At 74.0% G+C, this 25,540-nt stretch carries 23 protein-coding genes; 13 read left to right on the forward strand and 10 right to left on the reverse strand.

Annotated elements, in window-relative coordinates; translation table 11 throughout:
- Positions 1–85: 85 nt before the first annotated feature.
- Complete coding sequence (locus ACFYYJ_RS29435) at positions 86–1,216, reverse strand: extracellular solute-binding protein (protein ID WP_389136931.1); 1,131 nt, start codon at positions 1,214–1,216, stop codon at positions 86–88.
- A gap of 108 nt (positions 1,217–1,324) precedes the next feature.
- Positions 1,325–2,506 (reverse strand): aromatic ring-hydroxylating dioxygenase subunit alpha, encoded by a 1,182-nt coding sequence (locus ACFYYJ_RS29440; RefSeq protein ID WP_385361391.1) that lies wholly within the window; start codon positions 2,504–2,506, stop codon positions 1,325–1,327.
- Between the two features lie 418 nt (positions 2,507–2,924).
- On the opposite strand from ACFYYJ_RS29440, the gene ACFYYJ_RS29445 reads away from it, so the two are divergent.
- The 12 genes from ACFYYJ_RS29445 (at position 2,925) to ACFYYJ_RS29500 (ending at position 16,292) form a co-directional block, all read left to right on the forward strand.
- A complete protein-coding gene (locus tag ACFYYJ_RS29445) occupies positions 2,925–3,326 on the forward strand; it encodes a hypothetical protein (RefSeq protein ID WP_389136935.1) in 402 nt (133 codons plus the stop codon).
- Positions 3,323–4,621, forward strand: coding sequence for an NADH-ubiquinone oxidoreductase-F iron-sulfur binding region domain-containing protein (locus ACFYYJ_RS29450; RefSeq protein ID WP_389136938.1), 1,299 nt, complete (start codon positions 3,323–3,325; stop codon positions 4,619–4,621). Before ACFYYJ_RS29445 ends, ACFYYJ_RS29450 begins: the two co-directional genes overlap by 4 nt.
- Positions 4,622–4,631: 10 nt before the next feature.
- Positions 4,632–4,823: a ferredoxin gene (locus ACFYYJ_RS29455; protein WP_384753555.1), complete on the forward strand. Its 192-nt coding sequence runs from the start codon at positions 4,632–4,634 to the stop codon at positions 4,821–4,823.
- A 1-nt stretch (position 4,824) separates the two neighbouring features.
- Positions 4,825–6,894, forward strand: coding sequence for an acetate--CoA ligase family protein (locus tag ACFYYJ_RS29460; RefSeq protein WP_389136942.1), 2,070 nt, complete (start codon positions 4,825–4,827; stop codon positions 6,892–6,894).
- A 49-nt stretch (positions 6,895–6,943) separates the two neighbouring features.
- Positions 6,944–8,113 carry an acyl-CoA dehydrogenase family protein gene (locus tag ACFYYJ_RS29465; RefSeq protein WP_389136945.1) on the forward strand — a complete coding sequence of 390 codons (1,170 nt, stop codon included), beginning with the start codon at positions 6,944–6,946 and terminating at the stop codon, positions 8,111–8,113.
- Positions 8,114–8,200: 87 nt separating this feature from the next.
- Positions 8,201–9,388 (forward strand): acyl-CoA dehydrogenase family protein, encoded by a 1,188-nt coding sequence (locus ACFYYJ_RS29470; protein WP_389136948.1) that lies wholly within the window; start codon positions 8,201–8,203, stop codon positions 9,386–9,388.
- Between the two features lie 107 nt (positions 9,389–9,495).
- Positions 9,496–10,440 carry a 3-hydroxybutyryl-CoA dehydrogenase gene (locus ACFYYJ_RS29475; protein WP_389137087.1) on the forward strand — a complete coding sequence of 315 codons (945 nt, stop codon included), beginning with the start codon at positions 9,496–9,498 and terminating at the stop codon, positions 10,438–10,440.
- Positions 10,437–11,048 carry a TetR/AcrR family transcriptional regulator gene (locus ACFYYJ_RS29480; RefSeq protein ID WP_385361375.1) on the forward strand — a complete coding sequence of 204 codons (612 nt, stop codon included), beginning with the start codon at positions 10,437–10,439 and terminating at the stop codon, positions 11,046–11,048. Before ACFYYJ_RS29475 ends, ACFYYJ_RS29480 begins: the two co-directional genes overlap by 4 nt.
- Before the next feature lie 119 nt (positions 11,049–11,167).
- Positions 11,168–11,854, forward strand: coding sequence for a response regulator transcription factor (locus ACFYYJ_RS29485; protein ID WP_385361373.1), 687 nt, complete (start codon positions 11,168–11,170; stop codon positions 11,852–11,854).
- Entirely contained in the window at positions 11,851–13,263 is a 1,413-nt protein-coding gene (locus ACFYYJ_RS29490) for a histidine kinase dimerization/phospho-acceptor domain-containing protein (protein WP_389136953.1), read from the forward strand. The genes ACFYYJ_RS29485 and ACFYYJ_RS29490 overlap by 4 nt, the downstream gene beginning before the upstream one ends.
- 87 nt (positions 13,264–13,350) lie before the next feature.
- A complete protein-coding gene (locus tag ACFYYJ_RS29495) occupies positions 13,351–15,582 on the forward strand; it encodes an MMPL family transporter (protein ID WP_389136956.1) in 2,232 nt (743 codons plus the stop codon).
- Entirely contained in the window at positions 15,579–16,292 is a 714-nt protein-coding gene (locus ACFYYJ_RS29500) for an LmeA family phospholipid-binding protein (protein ID WP_389136959.1), read from the forward strand. Before ACFYYJ_RS29495 ends, ACFYYJ_RS29500 begins: the two co-directional genes overlap by 4 nt.
- Positions 16,293–16,307: 15 nt before the next feature.
- Here the strand turns inward: ACFYYJ_RS29500 and ACFYYJ_RS29505 are convergent, their stop codons facing one another.
- The 8 genes from ACFYYJ_RS29505 to ACFYYJ_RS29540 all read right to left on the reverse strand — a co-directional run bounded on the left by ACFYYJ_RS29505 (position 16,308) and on the right by ACFYYJ_RS29540 (position 23,065).
- Complete coding sequence (locus tag ACFYYJ_RS29505; RefSeq protein ID WP_389136962.1) at positions 16,308–17,720, reverse strand: ATP-binding protein; 1,413 nt, start codon at positions 17,718–17,720, stop codon at positions 16,308–16,310.
- A complete protein-coding gene (locus ACFYYJ_RS29510) occupies positions 17,717–18,451 on the reverse strand; it encodes a response regulator transcription factor (protein ID WP_385122875.1) in 735 nt (244 codons plus the stop codon). The genes ACFYYJ_RS29505 and ACFYYJ_RS29510 overlap by 4 nt, the downstream gene beginning before the upstream one ends.
- Before the next feature lie 27 nt (positions 18,452–18,478).
- Positions 18,479–19,045, reverse strand: coding sequence for a hypothetical protein (locus tag ACFYYJ_RS29515; RefSeq protein WP_389136965.1), 567 nt, complete (start codon positions 19,043–19,045; stop codon positions 18,479–18,481).
- Positions 19,046–19,089: 44 nt separating this feature from the next.
- Entirely contained in the window at positions 19,090–19,872 is a 783-nt protein-coding gene (locus tag ACFYYJ_RS29520) for a cytochrome c biogenesis CcdA family protein (RefSeq protein ID WP_389136967.1), read from the reverse strand.
- Positions 19,869–20,486 carry a TlpA disulfide reductase family protein gene (locus tag ACFYYJ_RS29525; RefSeq protein WP_389136970.1) on the reverse strand — a complete coding sequence of 206 codons (618 nt, stop codon included), beginning with the start codon at positions 20,484–20,486 and terminating at the stop codon, positions 19,869–19,871. Before ACFYYJ_RS29525 ends, ACFYYJ_RS29520 begins: the two co-directional genes overlap by 4 nt.
- The gene (locus ACFYYJ_RS29530) at positions 20,483–21,190 is read right to left on the reverse strand and encodes a thioredoxin family protein (RefSeq protein ID WP_385122863.1); all 708 of its coding nucleotides are present in this window, start codon (positions 21,188–21,190) and stop codon (positions 20,483–20,485) included. The genes ACFYYJ_RS29525 and ACFYYJ_RS29530 overlap by 4 nt, the downstream gene beginning before the upstream one ends.
- 272 nt (positions 21,191–21,462) lie before the next feature.
- Positions 21,463–22,023: a hypothetical protein gene (locus ACFYYJ_RS29535; RefSeq protein WP_385122862.1), complete on the reverse strand. Its 561-nt coding sequence runs from the start codon at positions 22,021–22,023 to the stop codon at positions 21,463–21,465.
- 190 nt (positions 22,024–22,213) lie between these two features.
- Positions 22,214–23,065 (reverse strand): CAP domain-containing protein, encoded by an 852-nt coding sequence (locus ACFYYJ_RS29540; RefSeq protein ID WP_389136974.1) that lies wholly within the window; start codon positions 23,063–23,065, stop codon positions 22,214–22,216.
- 236 nt (positions 23,066–23,301) lie between these two features.
- Between ACFYYJ_RS29540 and ACFYYJ_RS29545 the strand changes: the two genes are divergently transcribed.
- Entirely contained in the window at positions 23,302–25,506 is a 2,205-nt protein-coding gene (locus ACFYYJ_RS29545; RefSeq protein WP_389136977.1) for a protein kinase, read from the forward strand.
- Positions 25,507–25,540 lie beyond the last annotated feature (34 nt).

Below are 25,540 nucleotides of genomic sequence, written 5' to 3' on the forward strand. Positions count from 1 at the left end.
GGAACTCCCGGAACTCCCGGAACTCCCGGAACTCCCGGAACTCCCGGAACTCCCGGTTCCTCCGGATCGATTGCGTAGGGGCATGTCAGCCGGCCTTCACGTCGGTCCAGGCGGCGTCGCGACGTTGTTCGCCCTTCACCGTGGCGTTGCGGAAGTAGTGGTCGTCCTTGAGGTCGTCGGCCGTCACCAGGCACTGGGGGAACGGTTCCACGAGCGCGGAGTAGGTGTCCTCGGTCCCGCGCACCGGCATCGGGTAGCCGATGTACGCGATGTTCTTCTTCACGTTCTCCGGGCGGAGCATGTAGTCGATGAAGAGCATCGCGGTGCCGGGGTGCTGCGCATTGGCGGGAATGGCGTAGCAGTCGGAGTTGACGGGGGCCCCCTCCTTGGCGATCTCGAAGCCGAAGACGGCGGGGTCCTCGGCCTGGGCGAGCATGGCGGCCATGTCCCCGCTCCACGCCTGAGTGATGTCGGCGTTGCCGTTGAGCAGGTTGTTGTAGCTGTCGCTGGAGAAGCCGCGCAGGCGGGGGCGGAGCGAGTGGAGGGTCTCGGTGACCCGTGCGAGCTCGGCCGGGTCTTCGGTGCTGAGGCCGACGCCGGCCTTGAGCGCGCCCATGCCGAGCACCTCGTCGCGGTCGTCGAGCACGAAGACCTTGTTCTTCGCCTGCTCGTTCCACAGGTCGGCCCAGGATCCGGTGAGGTCCCCGAGCCGGTCGCGGCGCCAGCCGATGCCGGTCTTGTACATGGTGAAGGGCACGGTGTGCCGGGAGCCGGGGTCGTACCAGGGGTTCGCGAAGTAGTCGTAGCCGCCGAACACGCCTTCCGCGTTCTTCAGCCGGGAGTGGTCGATCGTGCGGAGCTTGCCTCCGGCGGCCAGGCGCTGTGACCACTTGGCCGTGGGGAAGACGATGTCGTAGCGGTTGCCGGCGTTGAGCTTGGCGGCCATGCCTTCCATCGAGTCGTAGTTCGACTGGACGACCTTGACGCCGTACTCCTTCTCGAAGCCTTCGAAGACGGCGGGGTCGACGAAGTCGGCCCAGTTGAAATAGACCAGGTCGCCGTCGACCTTGACGTCGATCGGGGCCTCCTCGGCCGCCTTGGCCGCCGGGTCGTCACCTGATGCGAACCCGCATCCGGCAGCGGTGAGTCCGACGGCGGCGGCGGTGCCGGCCCGGAGGAAGGAGCGTCTGGTCAGGGAGCGTGCCTCGGGGGACATCGGGGTCCTCTCCGTAGGGGGCCGTGGGGAACGGCGGGGGGGGGAACGGCGGGGGCTCGAACGGTGCTTCACGGGGCGTGGGGGGTTGCTGCCGTGCGCTGATCGGGGTCAGGGGCCGTCGGGGGTGCCGGCTGCGTCGGCGCGGGCGAGGTCGGCCCGGATGCGGGCCGCGAACCAGCCGACGGCCGACTCTCGGCGGGAGAGGGGCCCGGGTTCGAACCCGGGGGTGGTGAGCCCCTTCTGCACGCGGGCGACCAGCTCGGCGTCCTCGTCGTTGGTGATCCAGCCGATGTGGATGTTCAGGCGGCGTGCCAGCCGGGTGCGCAGGCCCGTGCCGCGGCGCGTGTAGAACGCTCCGGGTACCGCGACGCGGTCCACGGCCGTCGGGATCGCGGTCCAGGCCAGCACGTGGTCGGGGTAGAAGTCGATGAGGGTGTTCGGATAGATGACGGCGTAGCGCCAGACCCTGCGGTCGGCCTCGGCGAGGCCCGGCATGGGCGCGGCGACGCGCTGGTAGAGGCGTTCGGCCCAGTTCGAGGACGGCTTGTCCCGCAGGGGTGATGCGAACAGGGCGTAGGACTCGTCCAGTTCGCAGCTGTAGCCCTGGTAGTCGAGCAGGCGCATCAGGCCGGGGTGGGCCACCGGGACGTGGTAACCCTCCAGGTAGTTGTCGACCGCGACCTTCCAGTTGGCTTCCTGGACCTCGGCGCGGGCCATGTCGTGGATCCGGTCGCGGCCGACCGGCACCAGGTCGGCGTCGGCGTAGTGGCCGACGGCCTCGGCGAGTCCGGCGCAGCTCTTGGCGAGCGGTACGGCGTCCATGTCGAGGTTGACGAAGACGAAGCCGAGGAAGGATTCGACGCGTGCCGGGAACAGGCCGAGCCGGGGCTTGTCGAGGCAGGGGATCTGGCGGGCCTCCGGGGCGCCGACCAGGCTGCCGTCCAGGCGGTACGTCCAGCCGTGGTAGGGGCAGCGGATCGCCTTGCCGTCCGGTTCGGGGGCGGTGACCAGGCGCGTTCCGCGGTGGCGGCACACGTTGAGGTGGGCGGCCAGGGAGCCGTCCTCGGTGCGGACCACCAGGACCTCCCGGCCCGCGACGGTGGCGGCGAGCCGGGCTCCGGTGGCCGGCAGGTCCGATTCGTGGCAGACGAGCTGCCAGGACCGGGCGAAGACGTGCTCCGTCTCCGCGGCAGCGGTATCGGGGTCGGTGTAGTAGCGGGCCGGCAACGCGGGGCCGGGAACGTCCTGGCCGGGCGGGCCGAGCTGGGTTTCGGGGGCTCTGGACTGCATCGGATGACTCCTCCGTGCCTGCCGTGCGGCGATCGGTGTCCGCGATGTCGAGGCCGACCGGTGCCGATGGAGGCGGCCTGCGGCATGGCGGTCCGGACGGACGCCGGAATCTCGCTGACCGATTGGACAGCCAGATTGCTGGCTCGTTTCCGCCGGGTCAAGACTTGTGTGCTGACCGATCGGTCAGCTAGCGTCATTCGTGGCTGACCGATCGGTCAGTGAGCGTGTTGTCTGTCGCCTCTCCGGCTTTCGCGGGTGTTCGTCCCGTTGGAACCGCCGGCCGGCCCCGCCCCGGTCTTCATCCGGGCCCGCATCAACCGCACCGCCTTCCCCACCCGCACCGCCCTTCCTCACCCGCACCGCGTGCCACCCCTCGGCACCGCGTGCCCCACCCACCCCACTCCTCGCGGAGGCACCCATGAGCGGTCGTCGGCGTCTGGACTGGCTCGGGCTCACCCCCGAACCCGAGCGGGAGCTCCCCGCGGCGGTCGCCGCCCTGCGCGCTTCGGCGCGTACGGAGCGCGACGAGCTGACCGCCGTCGAGCGGCGCCGCGTGGAACGCCTCGTACTGCACGGCAGCCGGCACGGCTGGCTCCGCTACCTGGCCGAGGTCACCGAGCTGGTGACCACCGCGGCCGCCGGCGGCGTGCGTGCCGACCGCGCGGCCGCCCTGCACGCCGCCGAGGTGGTCCTCGACCACCACCGCATGCTCATCGGCCTCCCGGGACCGGGATACGACCGCACCGCCCAGGACCGCACCGCGCTCGAGCGCGCCGTACTGCACCTGCGCACCGACCCCCGGACAGGAAACCGCCGATGACCTCCATCCGACTCCCCACCACACGGTCCCCGGGCTCCGTACTCGGAGCGGCACCGGGTGTGACGGAGAGCGCCGAGGCCTACCGCGGCACCGGCGGCCATGCCGGCGCCACCGACCCGGACGCACTGCTGCGCCACCTCGACGCGTCCGGTCTGCGCGGCCGCGGCGGGGCCGGCTTCCCCGCGGCCGTCAAGCTGCGCGCCGTCCGCGACCGGGGCGGCGTCCCGGTGGTGGTGGCCAACGGAGAGGAGGGCGAGCCCGGCTCGGTCAAGGACCGCTGGCTGCTGCGGGCCAGGCCCCATCTGGTCCTCGACGGTCTGGCCCACGCCGCCGCGATCACCGGCGCCGTACGCGGCTACGTCTACCTCTCCGACCCGGAAGCGGGCGCGTCCGTCCGCCGGGCCCTCGCCGAACGCGCGCCGCACCTGCCCGTGGAGGTCGTCGAGACCGACCACACCTATGTGGCGGGCGAGGAGAGCGCGGTCGTCCGCCGGATCGACGGCGGGCCCGCTCTGCCCACCTCGAAACCGCCCCGGCCGTTCGAGCGGGGCGTCGGGGGCGCGCCCACCCTGGTCTCCAACGTCGAGACCCTCGCCCGCATCGCCCTCACCGCCGCCCACCCCGGGCTGCGCCGTGTGATCGCCCGCTCCACCCTGGTGACGCTGTCCGGCGGGCACTCGGAGCCCGTGCTCGCCGAGGCCCCCTACGGCGTCCCGCTGCGCACCCTGGCTGCCTGGCACGGCACCCCCGCCCCGGGCGGGGCCCTGATGGGCGGGCTGTTCGGCGGGCTCGTCGACGCCCGGGCCCTCGACCTGCCCCTCGAACCCGGCGCACTCGCCGCGGCGGGCACCGCGCTGGGCTGCGGAGCGATCCGCTTCCTCGCCGCCGGTGCCTGCCCGGTCGCCACCGCCGCCGACGCCGTCGGCCACCTCGCCGCCGAGAGCGCACGGCAGTGCGGGGTGTGCGTCTCCGGCACCGCCGCGATCCGCGACACCGTGCACGCCCTCGCCGCGGGCACGGCCGGCCCGGACGCCACCGCCCGGCTGGAGCGGTGGTCGCAGACCCTGCCCGGGCGCGGCGCGTGCGGCCTGCTCGACGCCGCCGCGGCCACCGCCGGCAGCCTCCTGCGCGCCTTCCCCGAACGGGTCCGGTCCCATCTGCGCGGGCCGTGCCCCGACTGCGCCGCCGGCCCGGCCGGCGACGGTCCGGGGCGCCGCCTGGCCGTGCCCGTACCGGAGGTCGCAGACGCGCCCCCGTCCCGCGCTCCCCTCTCCCTCGGCCGTCGCCCGTACTGAAAGGGACGTCATGAAACTCCTGCTGGACTCCACCCGCTGCCAGGGCTACGGGCTGTGCCAGGAACCCGCGCCCGAGCTGATCGAACTCGACGAATGGGGCTATGCGAAGGTCATCGCCCTCGCGGTCCCGCCCGGCGGTGAGGAAGCGGCCCGCGCCTGCGCCGCGAGCTGCCCCAATTCCGCCCTCCGAGTGGAGAAGTGACATGAGACGCGATCTGACCGCGCTCTTCGACCCCCGCTCCGTCGCCGTCGTCGGCGCAAGCGACGACCCCGCGAAGTACGGACACGCCGTCGCCTCCCAGGCGTTGCGCGCCGACGGGCGCCGCCCGGTGCACCTGGTGAACCGGCGCGGCGGCACCGTCCTCGGCCAGGCTGCGGCGCCCTCTCTCGCCGCGATCGGCGAGCAGGTCGACCTGGTGGTGGTCTCCGTCCCCGGCAGCGGCTTCGAGGCCGCCGTCGAGGACGCCCTGGCCTGCGGGGCGAAGGCCATCGTCGCCATCACCGCGGGATTCGCGGAGGCCGGTCCTGCGGGACTGGCCCGGCAGCGCGCGGTCGTCGCCCGCGTCCGGGAGGCCGGGGCCGTCCTCGTCGGACCCAACTGCCTGGGCATCGCCGACAACACGACAGAGCTCTACCTCGCCTCGGACCGGTTCGCGCCCGGCGGGCTCGCCCTGCTGAGCCAGAGCGGCAACCTCGCCCTCGAACTCCAGCTCCGCGGCGCCCCGCACGGCCTCGGCTTCTCCCGGTTCGTCTCGCTGGGCAACCAGGCCGACGTCACCCTCGTCGACCTCGTCGAGGACTGCGCCCGGCACGAAGCCACCTCAGCGATCGCCGTGTACGCCGAGGACTTCGGCGACGGCCGGGCCTTCGCCCGGGCCGCCGCCGCGGCGGGCAAGCCGGTGGTCCTGCTCACCGCCGGGCGCGGCACGGCCTCCGCGCGCAGCGCCCAGTCCCACACCGGGGCGCTCACGACCTCGGCGGACGTGGTCGCGGCCGCCTGCCGCGACGCCGGGGTCGAACTCGTCCGCACCCCGCGGGAGATGACCGTCGTCCTGGCGGCGCTGAGCTCGGGGACCCGCACGGCCGGCCGGCGCACCGCGGTGTTCACCGATGGCGGCGGCCACGGCGCGGTCGCCGCGGACGCGGCCGAGGACGCCGGGCTCGACGTACCGGAACTCGGCGGGGCGACGCAGGACCGGCTGCGGGCCGTGCTGTGGGAGCAGTCCTCCGTCGCCAATCCCGTGGACCTGGCCGGGATGGGCGAGCAGCGGCCCCTCTCCTACGCGGACACCGTCGGGGAACTCCTCGCCGCCGACGAGGTCGACGCGGTGCTGATGACCGGCTACTTCGGCGGGTACGCCGCCTCCGAGGGCGGTCTGGGCGGCGGCCCGGCCGGTGGCTCCGTACTCGCCGACGGCGAGACCAGGGCCGCGAAGGAGATCGCCCGGCACCTGGCGACGGCGGCGAAACCCCTCGTCGTGCAGTCGATGTACCCGCAGTCGCCGAGCTGCCGGGTGCTGGCCGAGGCCGGGGTCCCGGTGTTCTCCGCCACCGAGGACGCCGCCCGTGCGCTGGCGGCGATCACCGGGCGGGCGACCGCGCCCGTGCCCGGGATCGTCCCGCTGCCCGCCCCGGCGGTGGAGCCGGCGGACCCCGGCTACCACGGGGTGCGGGCGCTGCTGGCCGCCGCGGGCGTGCCGTTCCCGGCGGCCCGCGAGGTCATCGACGAGACCGAACTACTGGCGGCGGCCGAAGACTTCGAGGGCCCGTACGTGCTCAAGGCGCTGCACCTGTTGCACAAGTCCGACGCGGGCGGGGTGGCCCTGAGCCTGCCCGACCGGGACGCGCTGCTGGCCGCCTACCGGGAGATGCACGCCCGGCTCGGCGCCGCCGCCCACTCGGTGGAGGCGATGGCCGACCTCTCCGACGGCGTCGAGCTGATCGTCGGGGTCAACCGGGACCCCCGGTTCGGGCCGGTGGCCATGGTCGGACTGGGCGGCGTGCTCACGGAGACCCTGCGCGACGTGGCGTTCGCCCTGGCACCGGTACCGGCCGCGCGGGCCGAGCAGCTGCTCCGGAGCCTGCGGACCGGCGCGCTGCTGGACGGCGTACGCGGCCGGCCCGCGGTGGACGTGGCCGCCGCGGCCGCCGTGATCGAGCGGATCACCGAGGTCGCCGCCGCCCATCCGGAGATCGCCGAACTGGAGGTGAACCCGCTGCTGGTGCGCCCGGACGGCGCACTGGCCCTGGACGCCCGGGCCGTCCTGGGCTGAGGCCCACCGCCCCCTGAGATCCCCCTTCACGAAGGAGAGCAAGAGGACCATGGACTTCCGCTACACGCCCGAGCAGACCGAGCTCAAGACCCGCGCCGCCGCCTACACGCAGCTGCTGATGACCTACGAGGACCGGTCCGAGGAGGCGGGCGGCCCGCTGCCCGCCGAGACGGTCCGCGAGCTGACCCGCGCCGCGATCGACGCCGGCGTCTACGCGATCAACATGCCCGCCGAATGGGGCGGCGCCGGGCTCTCCCTCCTCGACCAGGTCATCGTCGAGGAGGAGTTCGGCAAGGTCACCAACTGCCTGTGGGACATCCCCTGGCGGCCCGCGAACGTCCTGGCGTACGGCACGGAGGCGCAGCGGGAGAAGTACCTGCTGCCCGTCATCCGCGGCGAGCGGTTCGACGCGTTCGCGGTGACCGAGCCGGGTGCGGGCTCCGACCCCGGCTCGGGCACGAGCACCGCCACCCGGACCGACGGCGGCTGGCTGCTGAACGGCGAGAAGTGGTTCGTGACCTGCGGTGACATCGCGGACTTCCTGCTGGTGCAGGCCGACGCGGGTCCCGAGCGGGCGGCGACGCTCTTCTTCGTCGACAAGCAGGCGCCCGGCGTCGAGATGACGCGGGTGCCCCGGTTCATGCACTCCGCGGTGAACGGGCACCCCGAGTTCACCTTCACCGACGTCTTCGTTCCCGACGAGGACGTTCTGGGCGGGGTCGGCAACGGCTACGAGCTGACCAAGGAGTGGTTCACGGACGAGCGGCTGATGATCGCCGCCCGGACCGTCGGGGCCGCCGAGCGGGCCCTGGAGCTGGCCCGGGAGTGGGCGGTGGAGCGGCGCCAGTTCGGCTCCCCCATCGCCGACTTCCAGCTGATCCAGGGCATGCTCGCCGACTGCGCCGTCGACATCGCCGTCAATCGCGCCTACACCCACCAGGTCGCCTGGGAGGCCGATCAGCCCGGCACCGACCCCAAGACCCTGCACGCCAAGGCGTCGACGGCGAAGCTCGCGGCGAGCGAGGCCGCGGGGCGGGTCGTCGACCGGTGCCTGCAGATCTTCGGCGGCCGCGGCTACGACCGCACCTACCCCGTCGAACGCATGTACCGCGAGCTGCGCGTCGACCGGATCTGGGAGGGCACCTCCGAGATCCAGCGCCTGATCATCGCCAACGAGCTCGTCAAGCGCGGCACCCGGGTCCTGTCCCTCCCGCGCTGACACCGCCCCGCCCGAACGACCACACCCGCCACACCTGCCACACGCGCAACACGTCCCGTGAACCGCCGAAAGGACCCAGAGGACCCCATGGACTTCCGACTCACCGCACGCCAGCAGGAGCTCCAGGGCGCGGCCCGCGAACTCACCGAGTTCATCATGAAGTACGAGGTCGACTGCGAGGAGAACAACGGCCTGCCCCCGCGGGCCCACACCGAGATCCGCGACGCGGTCCTCGACAGCGGCCTTCAGGCCGTCAACATGCCCCCCGAATGGGGCGGCGCCGGCCTGACCATCCTGGAGCAGGTCGTCGTGCAGGCGGAGCTCGGCCGGCTCACCGGCGCGCTCTGGGACATGGTGTGGCGGCCCGCCAACGCCCTGTCGCACTGCACCCCCGAGCAGCGCGAGCGCTACCTGGTGCCGGTGATCCGGGGCCGGCGCCGCGACTGCTACGCGGTGAGCGAGCCCGAGGCCGGCTCGGACCCGCAGAGCATCCGGACCACGGCGACGCGCACCGCCGACGGCTGGGTGCTCAATGGCGAGAAGTGGTTCGTCACGGTCGGGGACCACGCCGACTTCATGATCGTGCTCGCCGCGGCCGGGGAGGAGGGGGCACCGACCCTGTTCCTCGTCGACAAGGACACCCCGGGCGTGGAGATGACCCGGGTGCCTCGTTGGATGCACACCTTCGTCTACGAGCACCCCGAGTTCACCTTCACCGACGTGCACGTGCCGCAGGACGCCGTGCTCGGCGAGGTCGGCGACGGCTACGACATCACCCGCTCCTGGTTCACCGAGGAGCGCCTGATGATCGCCGCGCGCACGATCGGGGCCGCCGAGCGGGCCCTGGAGCTGGCCCGCGACTGGGCGGTGGAGCGGCGCCAGTTCGGCTCCCCCATCGCCGACTTCCAGCTCATCCAGGGCATGCTCGCCGACTGCGCCGTCGACATCGCCGTCAACCGCGCCTATACCCACCAGGTCGCCTGGGAGGTCGACGAGGGCCTCGTCGACCGCAAGACCCTGCACGCCAAGGCGGCCATCGCGAAGTTGGCGGCGAGCGAGGCGTCGGGCCGGGTCGTCGACCGGTGCCTGCAGATCTTCGGCGGCCGCGGCTACGACCGCTCGTACCCGGTCGAACGCCTCTACCGCGAACTGCGCGTCGACCGGATCTGGGAGGGCACCTCCGAGATCCAGCGCCTGATCATCGCGGGTGAACTCGTCAAGCGGGGCACGGGCGTTCTGCGGATGCCGGCCGACGAGGGCGCGGGCGCCCGGTGACCGACGACGTACTGTCCACCGGCGGCGGACGGGTGACCGCCGCCGCCGGTCGGGCGGCCGAGGAACTCCCCGGGACGGACCGGGTCGGGGTCGTGGGATGCGGACTGATGGGGTCCGGCATCGCCGAGGTCTGCGCCCGCGCCGGACTCGACGTCGTGGTCGCGGAGACCGGCCGGGCGGCCGCGGACGCGGGCCTGGAGCGGATCACCCGCTCGCTGGCCCGCGCCTCGGCGGCCGGCAAACTCACCGCCGCCGAGGCGGCGGACGCGGCCGCCCGGATCACCGTGACCACCGACCTGGGGCGCATGGCGGACCGGGACCTGGTGATCGAGGCGGTGGCCGAGGACGAGCGGGCCAAGCTGGACGTCCTCGCCCGGCTCGACTCGGTCGTGGAACGCCCCGACGCCGTACTGGCGACGAACACCTCCTCCCTCCCCGTCGTCCGACTGGCGGCCGCCACCTCGCGGCCGGAGCGGGTGATCGGCCTGCACTTCTTCAACCCGGTCCCGGTGCTCCCCCTGGTGGAGCTCGTGCCCTCCCTGCTCACCGCCGAGGGGACCGTGCGCCGGGCCGAGGCCTTCGCCGCCGGGGTCCTGGGCAAGCAGGTGGTCCGCGCCCGCGACCGGGCCGGGTTCATCGTCAACGCCCTGCTGGTGCCGTACCTGCTGGCCGCGGTGCGGATGGTCGAGGCGGGGGCGGCGTCGGCCGAGGACGTTGACCGGGGCATGGCCCTGGGCTGCGCCCATCCGCTGGGGCCGCTCGCGCTGGCCGACCTCATCGGGCTGGACACCGTGCGGTCCATCGCGCGGTCGATGTACGCGGAGCACCCGGAGCCGCTGTACGCCCCGCCTCCGTTGCTGTCCCGGATGGTGGAGGCGGGCCTGCTCGGCCGCAAGACGGGCCGCGGTTTCCACGTCTACCGGAGCACGGGGGACGCCATGGGCAAGGATGGGGGTACGGGTGGCTCGGGCGCGGCGGGCCGGACCGCCGTACCGGCGCCTTCCACCCACTCACCCGCCGACGGGCGCCTACACGGGGAGCAGCCGACGTGACCAAGGCCGAGCGCGCACTGGAGACACGTGAGCGGATCCTCACGGCGGCGTGCGAAGTGATCGCCGAGATCGGTTTCGAGCACGTCAGCATGCGCAAGGTCGCCGAGCACGCGGCCGTCTCGAAGGCCCTGTTGCACTACCACTTCGACACCCGCGAGAAGCTCTTCGCCGAGGCGATGACGCACTCCTTCGCGAAGACTGGCACGGACACCGGCAGCGAGGACGACTCGCTCCCCGCCGCCGTGGTCCTGGCCCGGATCGTACGGAGCATGCTGCCCACGGACACGGAGCTCCACCAGGACTGGAAGCTGTGGCAGGAGCTGTGGGTGCGCTCCCAACGCGACGCGACGGCCAGGCACCTCGCCGTCGACCTGTACGACCAGCTGCACGCGTGGGTCGGCGGGGTCGTGGAACGGGGCGTCGCCTCCGGGGAGTTCACCGACTGCGACGTCGCCGCGCTCGCCACCCTGGTGTTGGCCCTGTGCGACGGCCTCGGCATCCGCGTGATGCTGGAGGACCCGCGGGTCGACCTCGACACGGCCCAGTCGACGATCTGGCGGACGATCGCCCCGGCGCTCGGGATCCCCCCGGTCTTCCCGGCGGTGTGACCCGGGGCGGCGGGCCGTTTGTTCGGGGAACGTACGGGCGGCGGCGCGCCCACGGGGTGGCCGGGTCGGTGCGGCTAGCATCGGTCATCGGCAGGGTGTGCCGCACCTGAGAGGCAGTGATGACGCAGTCCAAGGGCCTCGTGCTGATCGTCGAGGACGAGCGCCACATCTCCGACGTGCAGCGGCTGTACCTCTCACGTGAGGGCTTCGGTGTCCACGTCGAGGCGGACGGGGCCACCGGGCTGGCGGCCGCGCGCCGGATGCGGCCGGTGGCGATCGTGCTGGACATCGGTCTGCCGGGCATGGACGGCATCGCCTTCTGCCGTGCGCTGCGCGACGCGGGCGACTGGACGCCGGTGCTGCTGGTCACCGCGCGCGGCGAGGAGGCCGACCGGATCCTCGGCCTCGAACTGGGCGCGGACGACTACCTGACGAAACCGTTCTCGCCGCGCGAGCTGGTCGCCCGGGTCAAGACCGTACTGCGCCGGGCGGCGGGCCCGCCGGGCCGGTCGCCCGAGCCGGTGGGGCGGCTCAGCCTGGACCCGGTCAGCCGTACCGTGCGGTGCGACGGCGAGCCGGTCGAGCTCACCGCCACGGAGTTCAACCTGCTCGAACACCTGCTGCGGCACGTGGGGCAGGTCTTCACCCGTGAACAGCTGCTCGCCCAGGTGTGGGGCTACCCGGGCTACCGCGACACCCGGATGGTCGACGTGTTCGTCTCGCAGCTGCGCTCCAAGCTCGGCGACGCGAGTCCGATCCGTACCGTGCGGGGCGTCGGGTACAGCGCGACGGCTCCCGGCGCGTGAACGGCCCCGGCGGCCCCCGCCCCGACGACCGCCGCCCCGACAGCCGGCGTCGCGGCTCCCTGGCGCGCAACATCGTGGCGCTGACCACGGCGGTGGCGGCGCTCGCGGTGGCGCTGACCGGGCTGATCGCCTGGCAGACGGCGGCGCACGGTGCGGAGCAGCGCGAACGGGACCGGCTGACGCGTCAGGCGACCGTGCTGAGCCGGCTGCCGGCCCTGTCCGAGGCGCTGTTCCGCGGCGCCCAGGTGCTCGGCGGGCCGAACGAGGTACAGCTCGCGGTGGTCGCCCCGGACGGCACGGTGAGCGGATCCGCCACCCCGGCCGTCGACCGGACGTCGAAATCGGCGCTGTTGGCCGGGAAACCGGTCTCCACGACTGGCATCCTGGGCGGCCGCGACGTCCTGCTGGTGGGGCAGCCGGGGGTGCGCGGCGGCGCGGTGGTGCTGACCGAGCCGTACACGGTCGTCACCGACAACACGAACCAGATCCGCCGCAACGTGGTGGCGCCGCTGCTCGCCGGCATGCTCGGCGCGGCGCTGGCCGGAGCGCTCCTGGCCCGTCGCATCGCCCGCCCGCTGGTGACGGCCGCGCAGATCGCGCACCGGCTCGCCGACGGCGAGCGGGGCGTGCCGGCACCGGTGGACGGGCCCCGGGAGGCGGCGGACATCGGGCGCGCCCTGAACGTCCTGGACGGGGCGCTGGCGCGCAGCGAGAACCGGCAGCGGGAGTTCCTGCTGTCCGTCTCCCACGAACTGCGCACCCCGCTGACCGCGTTGCAGGGGTACGCGGAGGCGCTCGCCGACGGCCTGATCGAACCGGAGCGGGTGTCCGAGGTCGGCGGGATCCTCGCCGACGAGACCCGCCGCCTGGACCGCTTCCTGGGGGACCTGCTGGACCTGGCCCGGCTGGAGGCGGACGAGTTCCGCCTCGACGTGGCCCCGGCCGACCTCGGCGCGGTCCTCGCCGAGGCCGCCGCCTTCTGGGAGGGTCCGTGCGCCCGCCGCGGTGTCGAGCTGCGCCTGGAGCGGCCCGACGGGCCCGTCGTCGTCGACACGGACGCCTTCCGGGTGCGCCAGCTGGTCGACGGCCTCGTGCAGAACGCCCTGCGGGTCACACCGCAGGGCGCGCCCCTGGTCCTCGCCGTGCGCGCCGCGGCCGGCGGCGGGGCCGAGGTACAGGTCCGCGACGGCGGGCCCGGGCTCACCGAGGACGACGTGCGCGTCGCCTTCGACCCCGGGGCCCTGCACGAGCGCTACCGGGACAGCCGGCCCGTCGGCAGCGGCCTGGGGCTCGTCATCGCCCGCCGCCTGACCGGCCGCCTCGGCGGCACCCTCGGCGTCGAGGGGCACGGCCCCGAGGGCGGGGCCTGTTTCACCGTCGCCCTGCCGCCGGCGCCCGGGGACGCGTGAGGGGATCGCGTGCCGGGCCGCGAGCCCGTACATTCCCCGAACAATGTGCCAACGTCCCCCTTACCCGCGCCGCGCACCGTGGGGCCCATGAACTCTCCATCGGCCGTACGGCCCGGCCTCCTCCACCGCAGCGGGCACTGGTGCGCCCGGCACGCCTGGCGGATCGTCGCCCTGTGGGTGCTGCTCCTCGTCGGCCTCGGTCTGGCGAGCCGCGCGTGGGGCGGCGCCTTCGCGGACGGCTTCTCGCTGCCCGGGACCCGTACCCAGACCGGGGCCGACCTGCTCCAGGCCCACACCACCGGTTCCGGGGGCACCGCCGCCCCCATCGTGCTCCGGTCGGACCAGGGGTCCGTCGCCGGGCACCGGGCCGCGATCGAATCGGCCGTCGGCGACCTGGGCCGGCTGCCGGACGTCCTGTCGGTGTCCGACCCGTTCGCCACGCCCGGCGCGGTGTCCTCGAAGGGCGACATCGCGCAGCTGACCGTCCGCTTCGACGGCAATCCGGCCTCCTTCGGCTCCTCGTACCTCTCGGGGGTGGACTCGGCCGTCGAGCCGCTGCGCGCCGACGGCGTCACCGTCGAGTACGGGGCGCCGCTCGGGCAGTTGGCCACGCCGAAGTCCGCGGACCGCACCTCGGAGGCCATCGGCCTGGCCGTCGCGGTGCTCGTGCTGCTGATCGGCTTCGGCAGCGTCGCCGCCACCGGGCTGCCGCTGGTGACGGCCGTGTTCGGCCTCGCCGTCAGCCTGGCCGGTCTCGGACTGCTGGCCGGGCACTTCGACTTCGGGCAGGCGGCCCCGACGCTGGCCTCGATGATGGGCCTGGGCGTCGGCATCGACTACGCGCTGTTCCTCGCCACCCGCCACCGGGCCCTCCTGCACGCCGGAGCGGACCCCGCCGAGGCGGTCGGGCGTACGGTCGCCACCAGCGGGCGCGCCGTACTGGTCGCCGCCGCCACGGTCGCCATGGCCCTCGCCGGGCTCTGCGTCTCCGGCGTGGGCTTCATCGGCTCCCTCGGTGTCGCGGCCGGGATCAGCGTCGTCGTGGCCGCCGCGGCGTCCGTGACGCTGACTCCCGCGCTGCTGGGCCTGCTCGGGCACCGGATCGACCGCTGGCACGTGCGCACCCCCGTCACCGAGCCGACCGGCGAGTCGGACGTGTGGCACCGCTGGGCCGTCCTGGTCAGCCGCCGCCCCTGGCTGTTCCTCGCCTGCGGGATGCTGGTGCTCGGCGTCCTGGCGGTGCCGTTCGCCTCGATGCGGCTGGGGCACGTCGACGCCGGGGCGCAGTCCACGAGCCGTACCGACCGCCGTGCCTACGACCTGATCACCGAGGGCTTCGGCCCCGGCGCCAACGGCCCGCTCACCGTGGTCACCCAACTCGACAGCCGGCAGGTCGCCGACGAGGCGAAGCGCCGGGAACTCTCCGCCTCGCTGCGCGGCGACCTGGAGGCCGGGCCCGGGGTCGCCTCCGTGACGGCCCCGGTCGCCTCCCCCGACCACGTCCTGCTCATCACCACGGTCACCCCCGCCACCGGCCCGCAGGACGCGGCCACGGGCGATCTGATCCACACCGTGCAGGACGAGACCCTGCCGCGGACCCTGGCGGGCACCGGTGCCACCGGCTACGTCACCGGCACCGCTGCCGCCGGGCAGACCTTCACCGACACCCTCGCCGCCAAACTGCCCCTGATCATCGGGGTGGTCGTGGCCGCCGCGTTCCTGCTGCTGCTCACCGTCTTCCGCAGCCCGCTCATCGCGCTCAAGGCCGCCGTGCTCAACCTGTTCTCGATCGCCGCCGCGTACGGCGTGGTCGTCGCGGTCTTCCAATGGGGGTGGGGCGGTCCGCTGCTGGGCGTCACCGAGAAGGTGCCCGTCGAGTCGTACGTGCCGATGATGATGTTCGCGATCGTCTTCGGACTCTCCATGGACTACGAGGTGTTCCTGCTCTCCCGGATCCGCGAGACGTGGCTGCACCGGAGGGACAACCACCTCGCCGTCGCCACCGGCCTCGCCGCCACGGCGCGCGTCATCACCTGCGCGGCACTGATCATGACCAGCGTCTTCCTGGCGTTCCTGCTCTCCACGAACGTCGCCGTCAAGATGCTCGCGCTCGGCCTGGGCGTCAGCGTCGTCATCGACGCCACGGTGGTCCGGCTGCTCCTGGTACCGGCGTCCATGTACCTGTTCGGACGCGCCAACTGGTGGATCCCCGGGTGGCTGGACCGTCTCCTCCCACATCTGGACCCGGAGGGGCCCGCCGCCCCGACGCCGCCGGCACCCGCCCCCGTCCTGGCCCGCGCCCGGGGAGGCCGCCCGTGAAGCGGCGCCCGACGAGGATCCGGGCGGCGCTGCGCCACCGGCGGGCCCGCACCGTGACGGCCGCCGTGGTCCTGGTGGCCCTCCTCGCCGCGGGAGCGGCCGAGTTCACCGCCCGCGCCCTGGTCCGGGACCGGATCTCCGAGGCGGCGCCCGCCCTCGGCGACGACCTGACGGTCGGCGCCGACGGCGGCTGGGTCCTGTGGGAGCTGCTGCGGGGGCGCATCCCCCGGCTCGACGTCAGCAGCGACGACGCCCGCGCCGGAAGGCTCGACCACCTGAAGGTCCGGGCGCGGCTCGACGACGTGCGCCTCGGCTCCGAGCCCACCGTCGGCGCCTCCCGTGCCCAGGTGACGGCTCCCACAAAGTCCATCGCGGCCGCGATCCGGGCCGCCGCACCGTCCGTACGGGTGGGCGCGGTCGCCACCGACCCGGCGCGGGGCACCGTCCTGGCCTCCGTCGGCCCGGGCGGCGCCGGGCAGCTGACGCTGCGTCCCGTACTCGCGGACGGCAGGGTCACCCTCGCCGTCGACGGGCTCACCCTGTTCGGCCGGTCGGTCCCCGCCGACCGTCTCGGGGTGACGGGCGACGGCGCACTCGGTGCGGGGCCCGGAGCGCCGAAGGAGTATCCGCTCGGGCTGAAGGCCACGTCCGTACGCGTCGAACCCGACGGGCTGCGCGTGGACCTGTCGGGCGGTCCGGCCAGGGCCTGACCCAAAAGGCAGGCCCTAACCCCGTGACCGGCCCCGCGGCCGGCCCGTACGCCGTCGGGACGTGCGCGGCCGGCGGCCGGACGGAGCGGGGGAGGCGAGCTCGAAGGACACGCTGATGTGCGCGCCCCCGAGGGGGCCGCGGGTGATCTGCGTCGAGCCGCCGGTGACGCCCGCCGCCCGGCGGGCGATGTCGAGGCCGAGGCCCGAGGATCCCGTGCTGCTCCCGCGGGAGAGGGCCCGGTCCGGTTCGGGGATGCCCGGACCGGCGTCCTCCACGACGAGTTCCACGGCCAGGGCGGTACGGACGACGCGGACGCCGAAAGGGGTCCCGGACGGGGTGTGCCGGAAGACGTTGCCGATGAGCGCGTCCACCACGGCGGCGAGGTCGTCGTCGGACAGGGCGACGGGCGTGGGCTCCTGGGTGATGTCGAGGGAGCAGGGCCGGTCCTGCTGCTCGGCCAGGACCGCCCAGAAGGCGGTCCTGCGGCGGACGACGTCGGCCGCCTCGCAGCGCGGTCCGGTCGGTACCGCGCCGGCGGCGGGGTGGCCCGTACCCGGCTCCGTGCCGAGCATGCCCTGGCCCATCGGGCCCACGGCGAGCGGGGTGCGCGCCGCGGTGATGATGGCCTGGAGTTCCGTCTCCAGCTCGCACACGGCCGCCTCGACCCTGGCCGACTCCGGTGAGGCGCCCATGCGTTCCGACGCCAGGTGCAGGGCGGTCAGGGGGGTGCGCAGACGGTGGGACAGGTCGGCGACCAGTTCGCGTTCGACGGCGAGCAGTTCGGTCATCCGGTGGGCCATCGCGTTGAAGGCGACGCCCGCGTCCCGCAGTTCCCTGGGGCCCATGGGCTCCACTCGGGCGTCCAGATGGCCCTGACCCAGCGCCTGGGAGGCGTGGGCGAGCCGCTTGGAGGACCTGACGACCTTCGCGCCGAGCCGGTCGGCGACCAGCACGGAACCGCCGATCAGACCCACGGCGAGGAGGAGCATGACCGCCCACGAGGCCTTGACCCCGCGGGTCAGATCCTGCTCCGGTACGAAGTTCTCGATGACGGCGACCCGGTCGCCGGGCAGCACCACCGGCTGCAGGCAGATCCACCCGCCGGGGATCGCCTGCGAGATGGACTCGCGGCCCTGCTGGGCCCGTTCGAGCAGGGCGGCGGGGGCCCGAGAGGTGCCGAGGGCGGCGGCGTCCGGCAGGTGCACGACGAGCCGCTCGGTCGCGTCGAGGCTCGCGGCGGACTCCCGCAGGGCGCCCGGGTCCGTCGTCAGCGTCAGTACGGGGGCCAGCGCGGCGGCCCGCTGCTCGGCCGCGGTGACGCTCTGCTCCTTGACCAGCGACATCACCAGCGCCGCCAGCGGTATGAGGAAGGAGAGGGCGACCATGGAGGTGACGGCGAGCGCCACTCCGGCCAGGGAACGTCTCACCTCGGCTCCACCAGCTTGATGCCGACACCGCGGACGGTCAGCAGGTAGCGCGGGGCCGCCGCGCGTTCGCCGAGCTTGCGCCGCAGGGACGAAAGGTGCACGTCGACGGTCTGGTCGTCCACGTACGGCTCGCGCCAGACCTCGGTCAGCAGCCGCCGTTTGGAGACGACCTGCCCGGTGTGGTGGGAGAGGAAGGCCAGCAGGTCGAACTCGCGGCGGGTGAGGTGGAGCTCCCGGCCGGCGAGGTGGGCGGTGCGCGCCCCGGGGTCGACCGCCAACTCCCCGACGACGGTGGCGCGCAGCGGTTCGGCCGCCGGTGCGGGCCAGGAACCCTGGCCCGCATGCGGCGCGGCAGGGCCGGAGGGGACGTGGCCGGTGCGCCGCAGGACGGCGGAGAGACGTGCGATGAGCTGTCCCCCCGAGAAGGGTTTGACCAGGTAGTCGTCGGCGCCCGCGTTGAGGATCCGGATGATTTCCGTCTCGTCGTCGCGGGCGGTGGCCACGATGACGGGAACGGAGGATATGCCCCGGATCATGCGCAGTGCGTCCCCTCCGTCCAGATCGGGCAGCCCCAGGTCGAGGACGACCGCGTCGACGGGCGTCTGGGTGACCTCGCGCAGGGCTCCGAATCCGTCGCCCACGCTGCGCACGGCATACCCGTGTTCCGCCAGGACCTCTATGAGTGACTGGCGGATGCTGGGGTCGTCTTCCACGACCAGGACGCTCGGCATGCGCACACCTTAGGTGAACGGTCGTTCCTATCGGGCACCGAAGGTCGGGCCGCCGTCGCCGACGCTCAGGCGCACGGGACGGTCGGATACCGGGATGGTGCAGCCCTCCTTCGAGCTGCAGCTCGCGTAGCCGAGCAGGACCGTGGCCTCGCCGTTGCCGTCCGCGCGGATGGGCAGCGTGGTGGTGACGGGTCCGTCCGGGTAGACGGGGACCGGGGCCTCGACACCGGGCACGCTGATCGTCCGTACGTCCGCGGAGGCCGTCAGCTTGCCGTCCGCCCGCAGGACTCCGTTGACGTCCACGGCGGTCGGTCGGCCCACGCCCTCGATCCCGGCGGCCGGCAGGTCGGTGCTGTAGAGGTGGAAGCCCTTCCCCTCCGGGGTGAAGACCGCGGTCAGGGTGCCGTGCGGGGCGTGCCAGTCGGAGACCGTGAGCGTGACGGTGACCCCGTTCTCGGTGAAGCGCGTCGTGGGCGCGGCGGCGGCGCCGGCCTTGGCGGGCTGCCCGCCGCAGGCCACGAGGGCGGCCAGGGGGATCAGGGCGGCCGCGATGCGGGCCTTGCGGGAATGACCGACGTACTGGGAAATGCTCATCGGTGGATCTCTGCCTCTGCGCGTTCGTTTCAGGAAGGGAGGAATCAGAAGGCCGCGGTGAAGCCGGCGCTCCACAACTGCAGGCGGTAGACGAGGTCGTTCCACACTCCGGTGGCCAGCAGCACTCCGACGAGTACGAGCATCCCGCCGCCGAGCCGCAGGACCCACTGGTAGTGGCGTTTGACCAGGCCGAAGGCGCCCAGTGCCCGCCGGAAGGCCAGCGCGGCCAACACGAAGGGCAGGCCCAGCCCCAGGCAGTAGGCCGCCATCAGCAGGGCGCCGCGTGCCGCGCTCGCCTCGCTCCAGGCCAGTGCCTGGACGGCGGCCAGCGTCGGGCCGATGCAGGGCGTCCACCCGACCGCGAACACCGCGCCCAGGAGGGGTGCGCCCGCCAGTCCGAGCACGGGCCGCCGGTGGCTGCGGAACTCCCGCTGGGTGAAGCCGGGCAGGAGCCCCATGAAGGACAGCCCCATCAGCACGGTGAAGATGCCGAGCACCTGGGTGACCACGGCCTGGTGGGCGAGCAGGGCCCGGCCGAAGTACCCGAACAGGGCGCCCCCGGAGACGAGGACGGCCGTGAAGCCGGCGACGAACAGCAGCGCGCCGGCCGCCATGCGGCTGCGCTGCCCGCCCCGGGCGTCCGCCAGGTCGGAGACCGACAGGCTCGTGACGTAGCTGAGGTAGCCCGGCACGAGCGGCAGTACGCACGGTGAGAGGAAGGAGACGAGCCCCGCGAAGAACGCCACGGGGGCGGCGACGGCCAGGGTCCCGTTCAGGAGGGTCGGGGCGTCCGCGGCGGCGAGGGCCACGCCCGTGAGGGCCGTCATGACGCCTCCTGCGCCACGCGCGCGACCAGCGGCCCCAGTTCCTCGTCGGTGACCGCTCCCCCGATGCTGACGGCGATGCGTCCGCGGCGGTCGATCACGAGGGTCGAGGGGATGGTCTGCGGGTTCAGGAGCGCGGGCGGGAAGCGGAGCAGGAGCTCGCCGTCGGGATCGTGGAGGCTGGGGAATCCGATGCCGTGGGCGCGTACGAAGGACTGCGCGGCGGCGCGGTCCCGGTCGCGGGTGTTGATCCCGAGGAACCGGACCCCCTGGGCCCGGGTCGACTCGCCGAGCCGGGCCAGGTCGTCGGCCTCCGCCCGGCAGGGCCCGCACCAGGACCCCCAGACGTTGAGCACGACGACCTGCCCGCGGAACCCGTCGAGGCTGACGGGCTCTCCGTCCAGGTCCTGGCCCGCCAGGGCGGGGGCGGCCGGTCGGGCGCCGGGGTCGACGACCCCGGCCGCGGCGGCGGCGCGGAGCGCGCCGCCGTCCGCACGACCCGCGTCCGCCGTGCCGGAGTGGGCGCCGCTCCCGGTGGCCGCGAAGAGGCAGCCGGCGGCTGCCACCACCAGCCCGCCGACCGCCAGGGCGGCGGGCCGCAGAACCGGTCTTCTCATGACGCCCACTTGCGCAGGAAGGAGTTGAGCCCCTCCGAGGTGGGGCTGGGGTTGCCGGTGACGTGGGTGTCGACCTTCACCGTCCCGGACGGGCTGACGACGACCAGGACGGGCATCGTGTACGTGCCGCCCGACGGGCTGTACTTGCGCAGGAGCGCGGAGTTGGCGGAGCTGTTGCCGCCGATGTCGATCTTGACCAGGTGGTACGAGGCCCCGAGGAGCGCCGCGGTCTGCGACTGGCCGAACACCTTGTCGGCCGCCTTGCAGTTGCCGCACCAATTGGCGCCGAAGTCGAGCAGCACGTTCCGACCGTCGGCCTTGGCCGAGCTCAGGGCCGCGTTGATGAGCTGCTGCGCGTCGGCCGAACTGTCGTAGCCGGGACCGGGGACCTTCGCCGGGGCGGGCGCGGCGGAGGTACGGGAGGGCTTGGGCGCGGCGGCCTGCGTCTGGGCCCGGGAGGGGCTCGGCGAGGAGCCGGCCGCGGCACTGGCCGACGCCGACGCGGAGGCCGAGGTGCTCGGGGAGGCCGAGGCGGAGGCGGAGGCGGAGGCGGAGGCGTCGGCGGCGAGGGCGTCCGACGACTGGCCCGCCGCGGCCGGCGCGGTGGCGCCCGCGGACTGGGTGGACGGCCCGCACGCCGTGGTCAGCCCGACGGCGAGCACGGCCGCGGTGACGAGAGCGGGTCGGAGTATGCGAGAACTCATGGCGAAGACACCCCAAGGCACGGTTCGGATCGCGGGAAGGCCCGAGCGCCTCCCGGATCGGTGAAACCGGCGGCCCGTCACATCGCCGGGGCGTCACGCCCGGGCGCCGAGGGCCACTCGGCTGACGCGAGCATAGGACCGCTCCGGGCCGCCGGAACCGTGTGGGCGCGATCTTGAGATTCCCCTAAGGAAGAGCTCAGCTTCCGCTTCGCCGGGACCCGGGAGATGAGCGCATACGGAGGGGTGAAACCGCCGAAACGGGCCCGGAGGGTTCAGAACGACGTCTCACGGACACTGGCCTTCGCCATCGGCTCGATCGTCGCCGTGATGACCGAGCGGTGGTCCGAGCCGGTGAAGGTGACCGTCAGGGTGTCGTTCGCGCTCTGGGACGTCGTGACCTTGAATCCGGGGCCGGGGATCGCGGAGATCAGGCACACGCCTCGGCTCCCGTACCGCACCGTGGCCTTGCCGCCCTCGGCGGGCACGGTGTGCAGCCCGGGGCCGCCGTCGCAGTCGACGGGGGGCTTCGGCGCCGTCGTACGGGGCGTTCCGGTCGAGGCCTTCACGGGGGTCGGCGCCGGAGCCGGGGAGGAGGGCCGCGCGGTCTCGGTGGGCGAACCGGAGGCGGACGCGCTCGGGGACTGCGGGCCCGGAGACTGGCCCCGGCCCGCCTGCCACGCCGGCGGGGAATCGAAGACCATGGGGGCGGACTGCGCGACCGGGGGCGAATGCCGGGTCGAGCCGACCACGAACCGGACCGTGCCGAGCACGGCGGTCACGCTGGCGGCCGTGCAGGACAGCCATATGAGCAGGTAGCGCGGAATTCTTGGCACGGCCCCATAGTGGCCGACGCGCCGGGCAGCCCGTCACCTCCTCCCCCGGTCCGGGCGCGGCCGGGCCCGGACCGGGCACGGGAACGCCGACGTCCCCCCGACCCGCGTGCGGGTCGGGGGGACGGGCGCCGCCCGGCCACGGGGAGGCGGGGCCGGTGCGGGGACTGTTGCTTCGGCGCCTGCTCAGCGCCTACTTCGGCGCGCCGAAGTCCTGCGTCCACCAGGGACCGCCGTCGCCCTTGTGGACGCCTATGCCGATCTCCTTGAAGCCACAGTTGAGGATGTTGGCCCTGTGGCCGGGGCTGTTCATCCACGCGTCCATCACGGCGTCGGCGTCCGACTGGCCGCGGGCTATGTTCTCGCCCAACCGGGACCAGCCGTATCCGGCGTCCTCCACGCGGGAGGTCATCGTGGAGCCGTCGGGACCGGTGTGGGACATGACACCGCTGCGGGCCATGGTGTCGCTGTACGCCCGAGCCGCGGCGCTCAGCTTGGCGTTCGTACTGAGGGGTCCGCACCCCGCCGCGGCCCGCTCCTTGTTGACGAGGGCGAGGACGGCCGACTCGGAATCGGACGCCCCCGAGGAGCCGCCCGAACCACCGGAACCACCCGAACCGCCCGAACCCCCGGAGCCGCCGCCCCCGGTCGTGGCCGGCGGTCGCGCGGGCTTGCCGGCCGGGGCCGAGCTCGCCGGGCGGCTCTGCTGCGCCTCGGACTTCGTGGGGGTGGCGGAACCCGTGGCGTCGGCGCCGGGAGTCCCGGACGGCGTCGCGGCGGTCGCGGACGCCGAACCGTCGGGGAGCGGAGCGGAGGGGGTCGCCGTCGCGCCCCCGTCGGCAGAGCCCGCCGATCCGGAGTTCGTCTTCCCGGCGGCGTCGGCGTGCCGGTCCGCGCGCCCGCCGCCGTCGGAATCGGCCACCGCGACCCCGACCGCGACCGCCGCGGCCGCCGCGGTGAGGGAGAGCACGACGCGCGTGCGCACCTTCTTCTTCCGTCGCGCCCCGGCGCGGGACGATGTTCCGGGAGTTCGGCTGCGACTCATGCCTGTGGCACCTCAGGGGGAAGGGGGTGGACGGGTCCGACCGAGCCTAGGGCTGTGACCAGCCAAAAGAGCCGCCAGGAGGCCTTCTTCAAGGTCTCTTAAGGAAGCCCGCAGGATCGGCTCAGGAACGAACCGGACCAATCGCCCACGTCACGGTGTGGACCCCGCTTGACTGTCATGCGGCGCGACGGGTAGGGAGAGGCTGTTCATTGCACAACGTGTGAAACGGGGAACCCATGAAGCCGCTCGAAGCGGGCGATCCCACCTCGGTCGGCGAGGGCCGCTACCGGCTGCTGGGACGGCTCGGACAGGGAGGCATGGGCGTGGTCTACATGGGCCGGTCCCAGTCCGGCCGCGCGGTCGCCGTCAAGGTCGTACGCCCGGAGCTGTGCAACGAGCCGGGCTTCAAGCGGCGGTTCGCCGACGAGGTGGCGGCGTCGCGGCGGGTCGGCGGCTTCCACACCGCACCGGTCGTCGACGCCGACCCGGACGGCGATCCGGCCTGGCTGGTGACCGCCTTCGTACCCGGCCCCACCCTCCAGGCGGTGCTCGCGAGCGTGGGATCGCTGCCGCTGGACACGCTCACCGTCCTGGCGGCCGGCCTGGCCGAGGCGCTGGAGGCGATCCACCGGGTGGGAGTCATCCACCGCGACCTCAAGCCGGCGAACATCATCGTCGCGGAGGACGGACCGCGCGTGATCGACTTCGGCATCGCCCGGGCGCTGGACGGAACCGCCCTGACGCAGACGGGCCTGCAGATCGGCACTCCGGGGTTCCTGGCCCCCGAGCAGCTCACCGGCGGCACCGTGACCCCCGCCGTCGACATGTTCGCGCTCGGGGTGGTGCTCACCCAGGCGGCGGGCGGCTCCCCCTTCGGCAACGGCCCGTCCGCGGCCCGGCACTACATGGTCGTCCACGAGGAGCCGGACCTGAGCGCCGTCCCCGGCGAACTCCGCGGACTCATCGGCGCCTGCCTGTCCAAGGACCCGGACGACCGGCCCACGCCCACCGACTTCCTGGGCAGCCTGACCGTCCGCCACCCGGCCGGTGACGGCTGGCTGCCGGACGCCGTCTCTCAGCTGCTCCCGCCGCATGAACCGGCCGCACAGCCGTCCGCGGAACCCGCTCTGAAGCCCACCGCCCAGGCCACCGCACCCGACGCCCTGGTTCCGGACCTCCGGAAGACCCCGGCTCCGGACACCCCTGCCCCGGACACTCCGGTCGTGGACCCCCGGATCCGGCGGACACCGGCCCCGGGCGCCTCGGCCGCGCCGGGCGCCGCGGACGCGAGCACGCCGCCCCTGAACATCCCGGCCGCCGACCCCGCGCCCCGGGAGCTCACGGCACCGGACCCCGCCGTTGTCGCCAAGACCCGTACGGAGCAGCCGCTCACCGAGACGGGCCCCACGGCACCGCTCTCCCCCGCGCCCGCCAAGACCCCGGATCCGGACGACGCGAACCGGTCCCGACGGCGCCTCGCGCTGGTGGCGGCGGCGCTCGTGGTCTCCCTCGCGGCCGCCGGCCTGTTCGTGTGGCAGCCCTGGGACGGACCCGGTTCCGCCGGTGACGGCGGCAAGTCCGGAGGCATCGCACCCACCACCTCCGGCCCCGCCCCGCTCCCGACCGACGCCCTGCTCATCCGGCAGGACACCGCTGCGGGCTGGCCCGCCACCTGTCACGGCGTCATCTCCCGCCGCGCCCCCGCCACGGACGCACCCGTACAGCTCGTCACGGGAAGCACGTGCGACGTACTGCCCCAGTGGTCCCCCGACCGCAAGTCGTTCGCGTTCACCCGCACCACCTCAGAGGGTGCGTCCGTCTGGACCGCCAACGCCGACGGGTCGAACGCCCGGCGGATCGCCACGATCGCCGGCGGCAGGGCGTCCTGGTCGCCCGACGGCAGCCGGCTCGCCGTGCTGCGCAAGAAGGACGGCGTACAGCAGCTGTACGCGGTCGACGTGGCCGACGGCACGGCCCGGCAGCTCACCTTCGGCACGGGCCAGGTCGAGGACCCCGCCTGGTCCCCGGACGGCAAGCACATCGCGGTCTCCCTGCAGACGGAACCCGAGAACTGGCAGATCCACCTCGTCGACCCCGCCGCCCCGGACCGCGCCCCGGAGCAGGTGACCCGGCTGCCCCATCCGGCGCTCGACGCGGTGTGGTCGCCGGACGGCAAGACGTTCGCGTACACCGCCGGAACCTACGGCAACGGGACGCAGGGCGACATCCGCCTCGTGAACGCTGACGGCACCGGCGACCGCGCGCTGGCGGCCACCGGCGCCCACGAGATGGACCCCACCTGGTCCCTGGACGGCAGCTGGGTGGCCTTCGTCCGGGGCCCGTACGAGAAGCCGGTGATCTGGGCCGTACGCGCGGACGGGAGCGGCGAGCGCATGCTCACCACCCTCAACTCCGGCGAAGGCCACCCCTCCTGGCGCTGAGGAACGGGACGTGCCGCGGGGGCCGGGTGCGGGA

This window comes from Streptomyces sp. NPDC002467 (genome assembly GCF_042889825.1).
Taxonomy (GTDB): Bacteria; Actinomycetota; Actinomycetes; order Streptomycetales; family Streptomycetaceae; genus Streptomyces.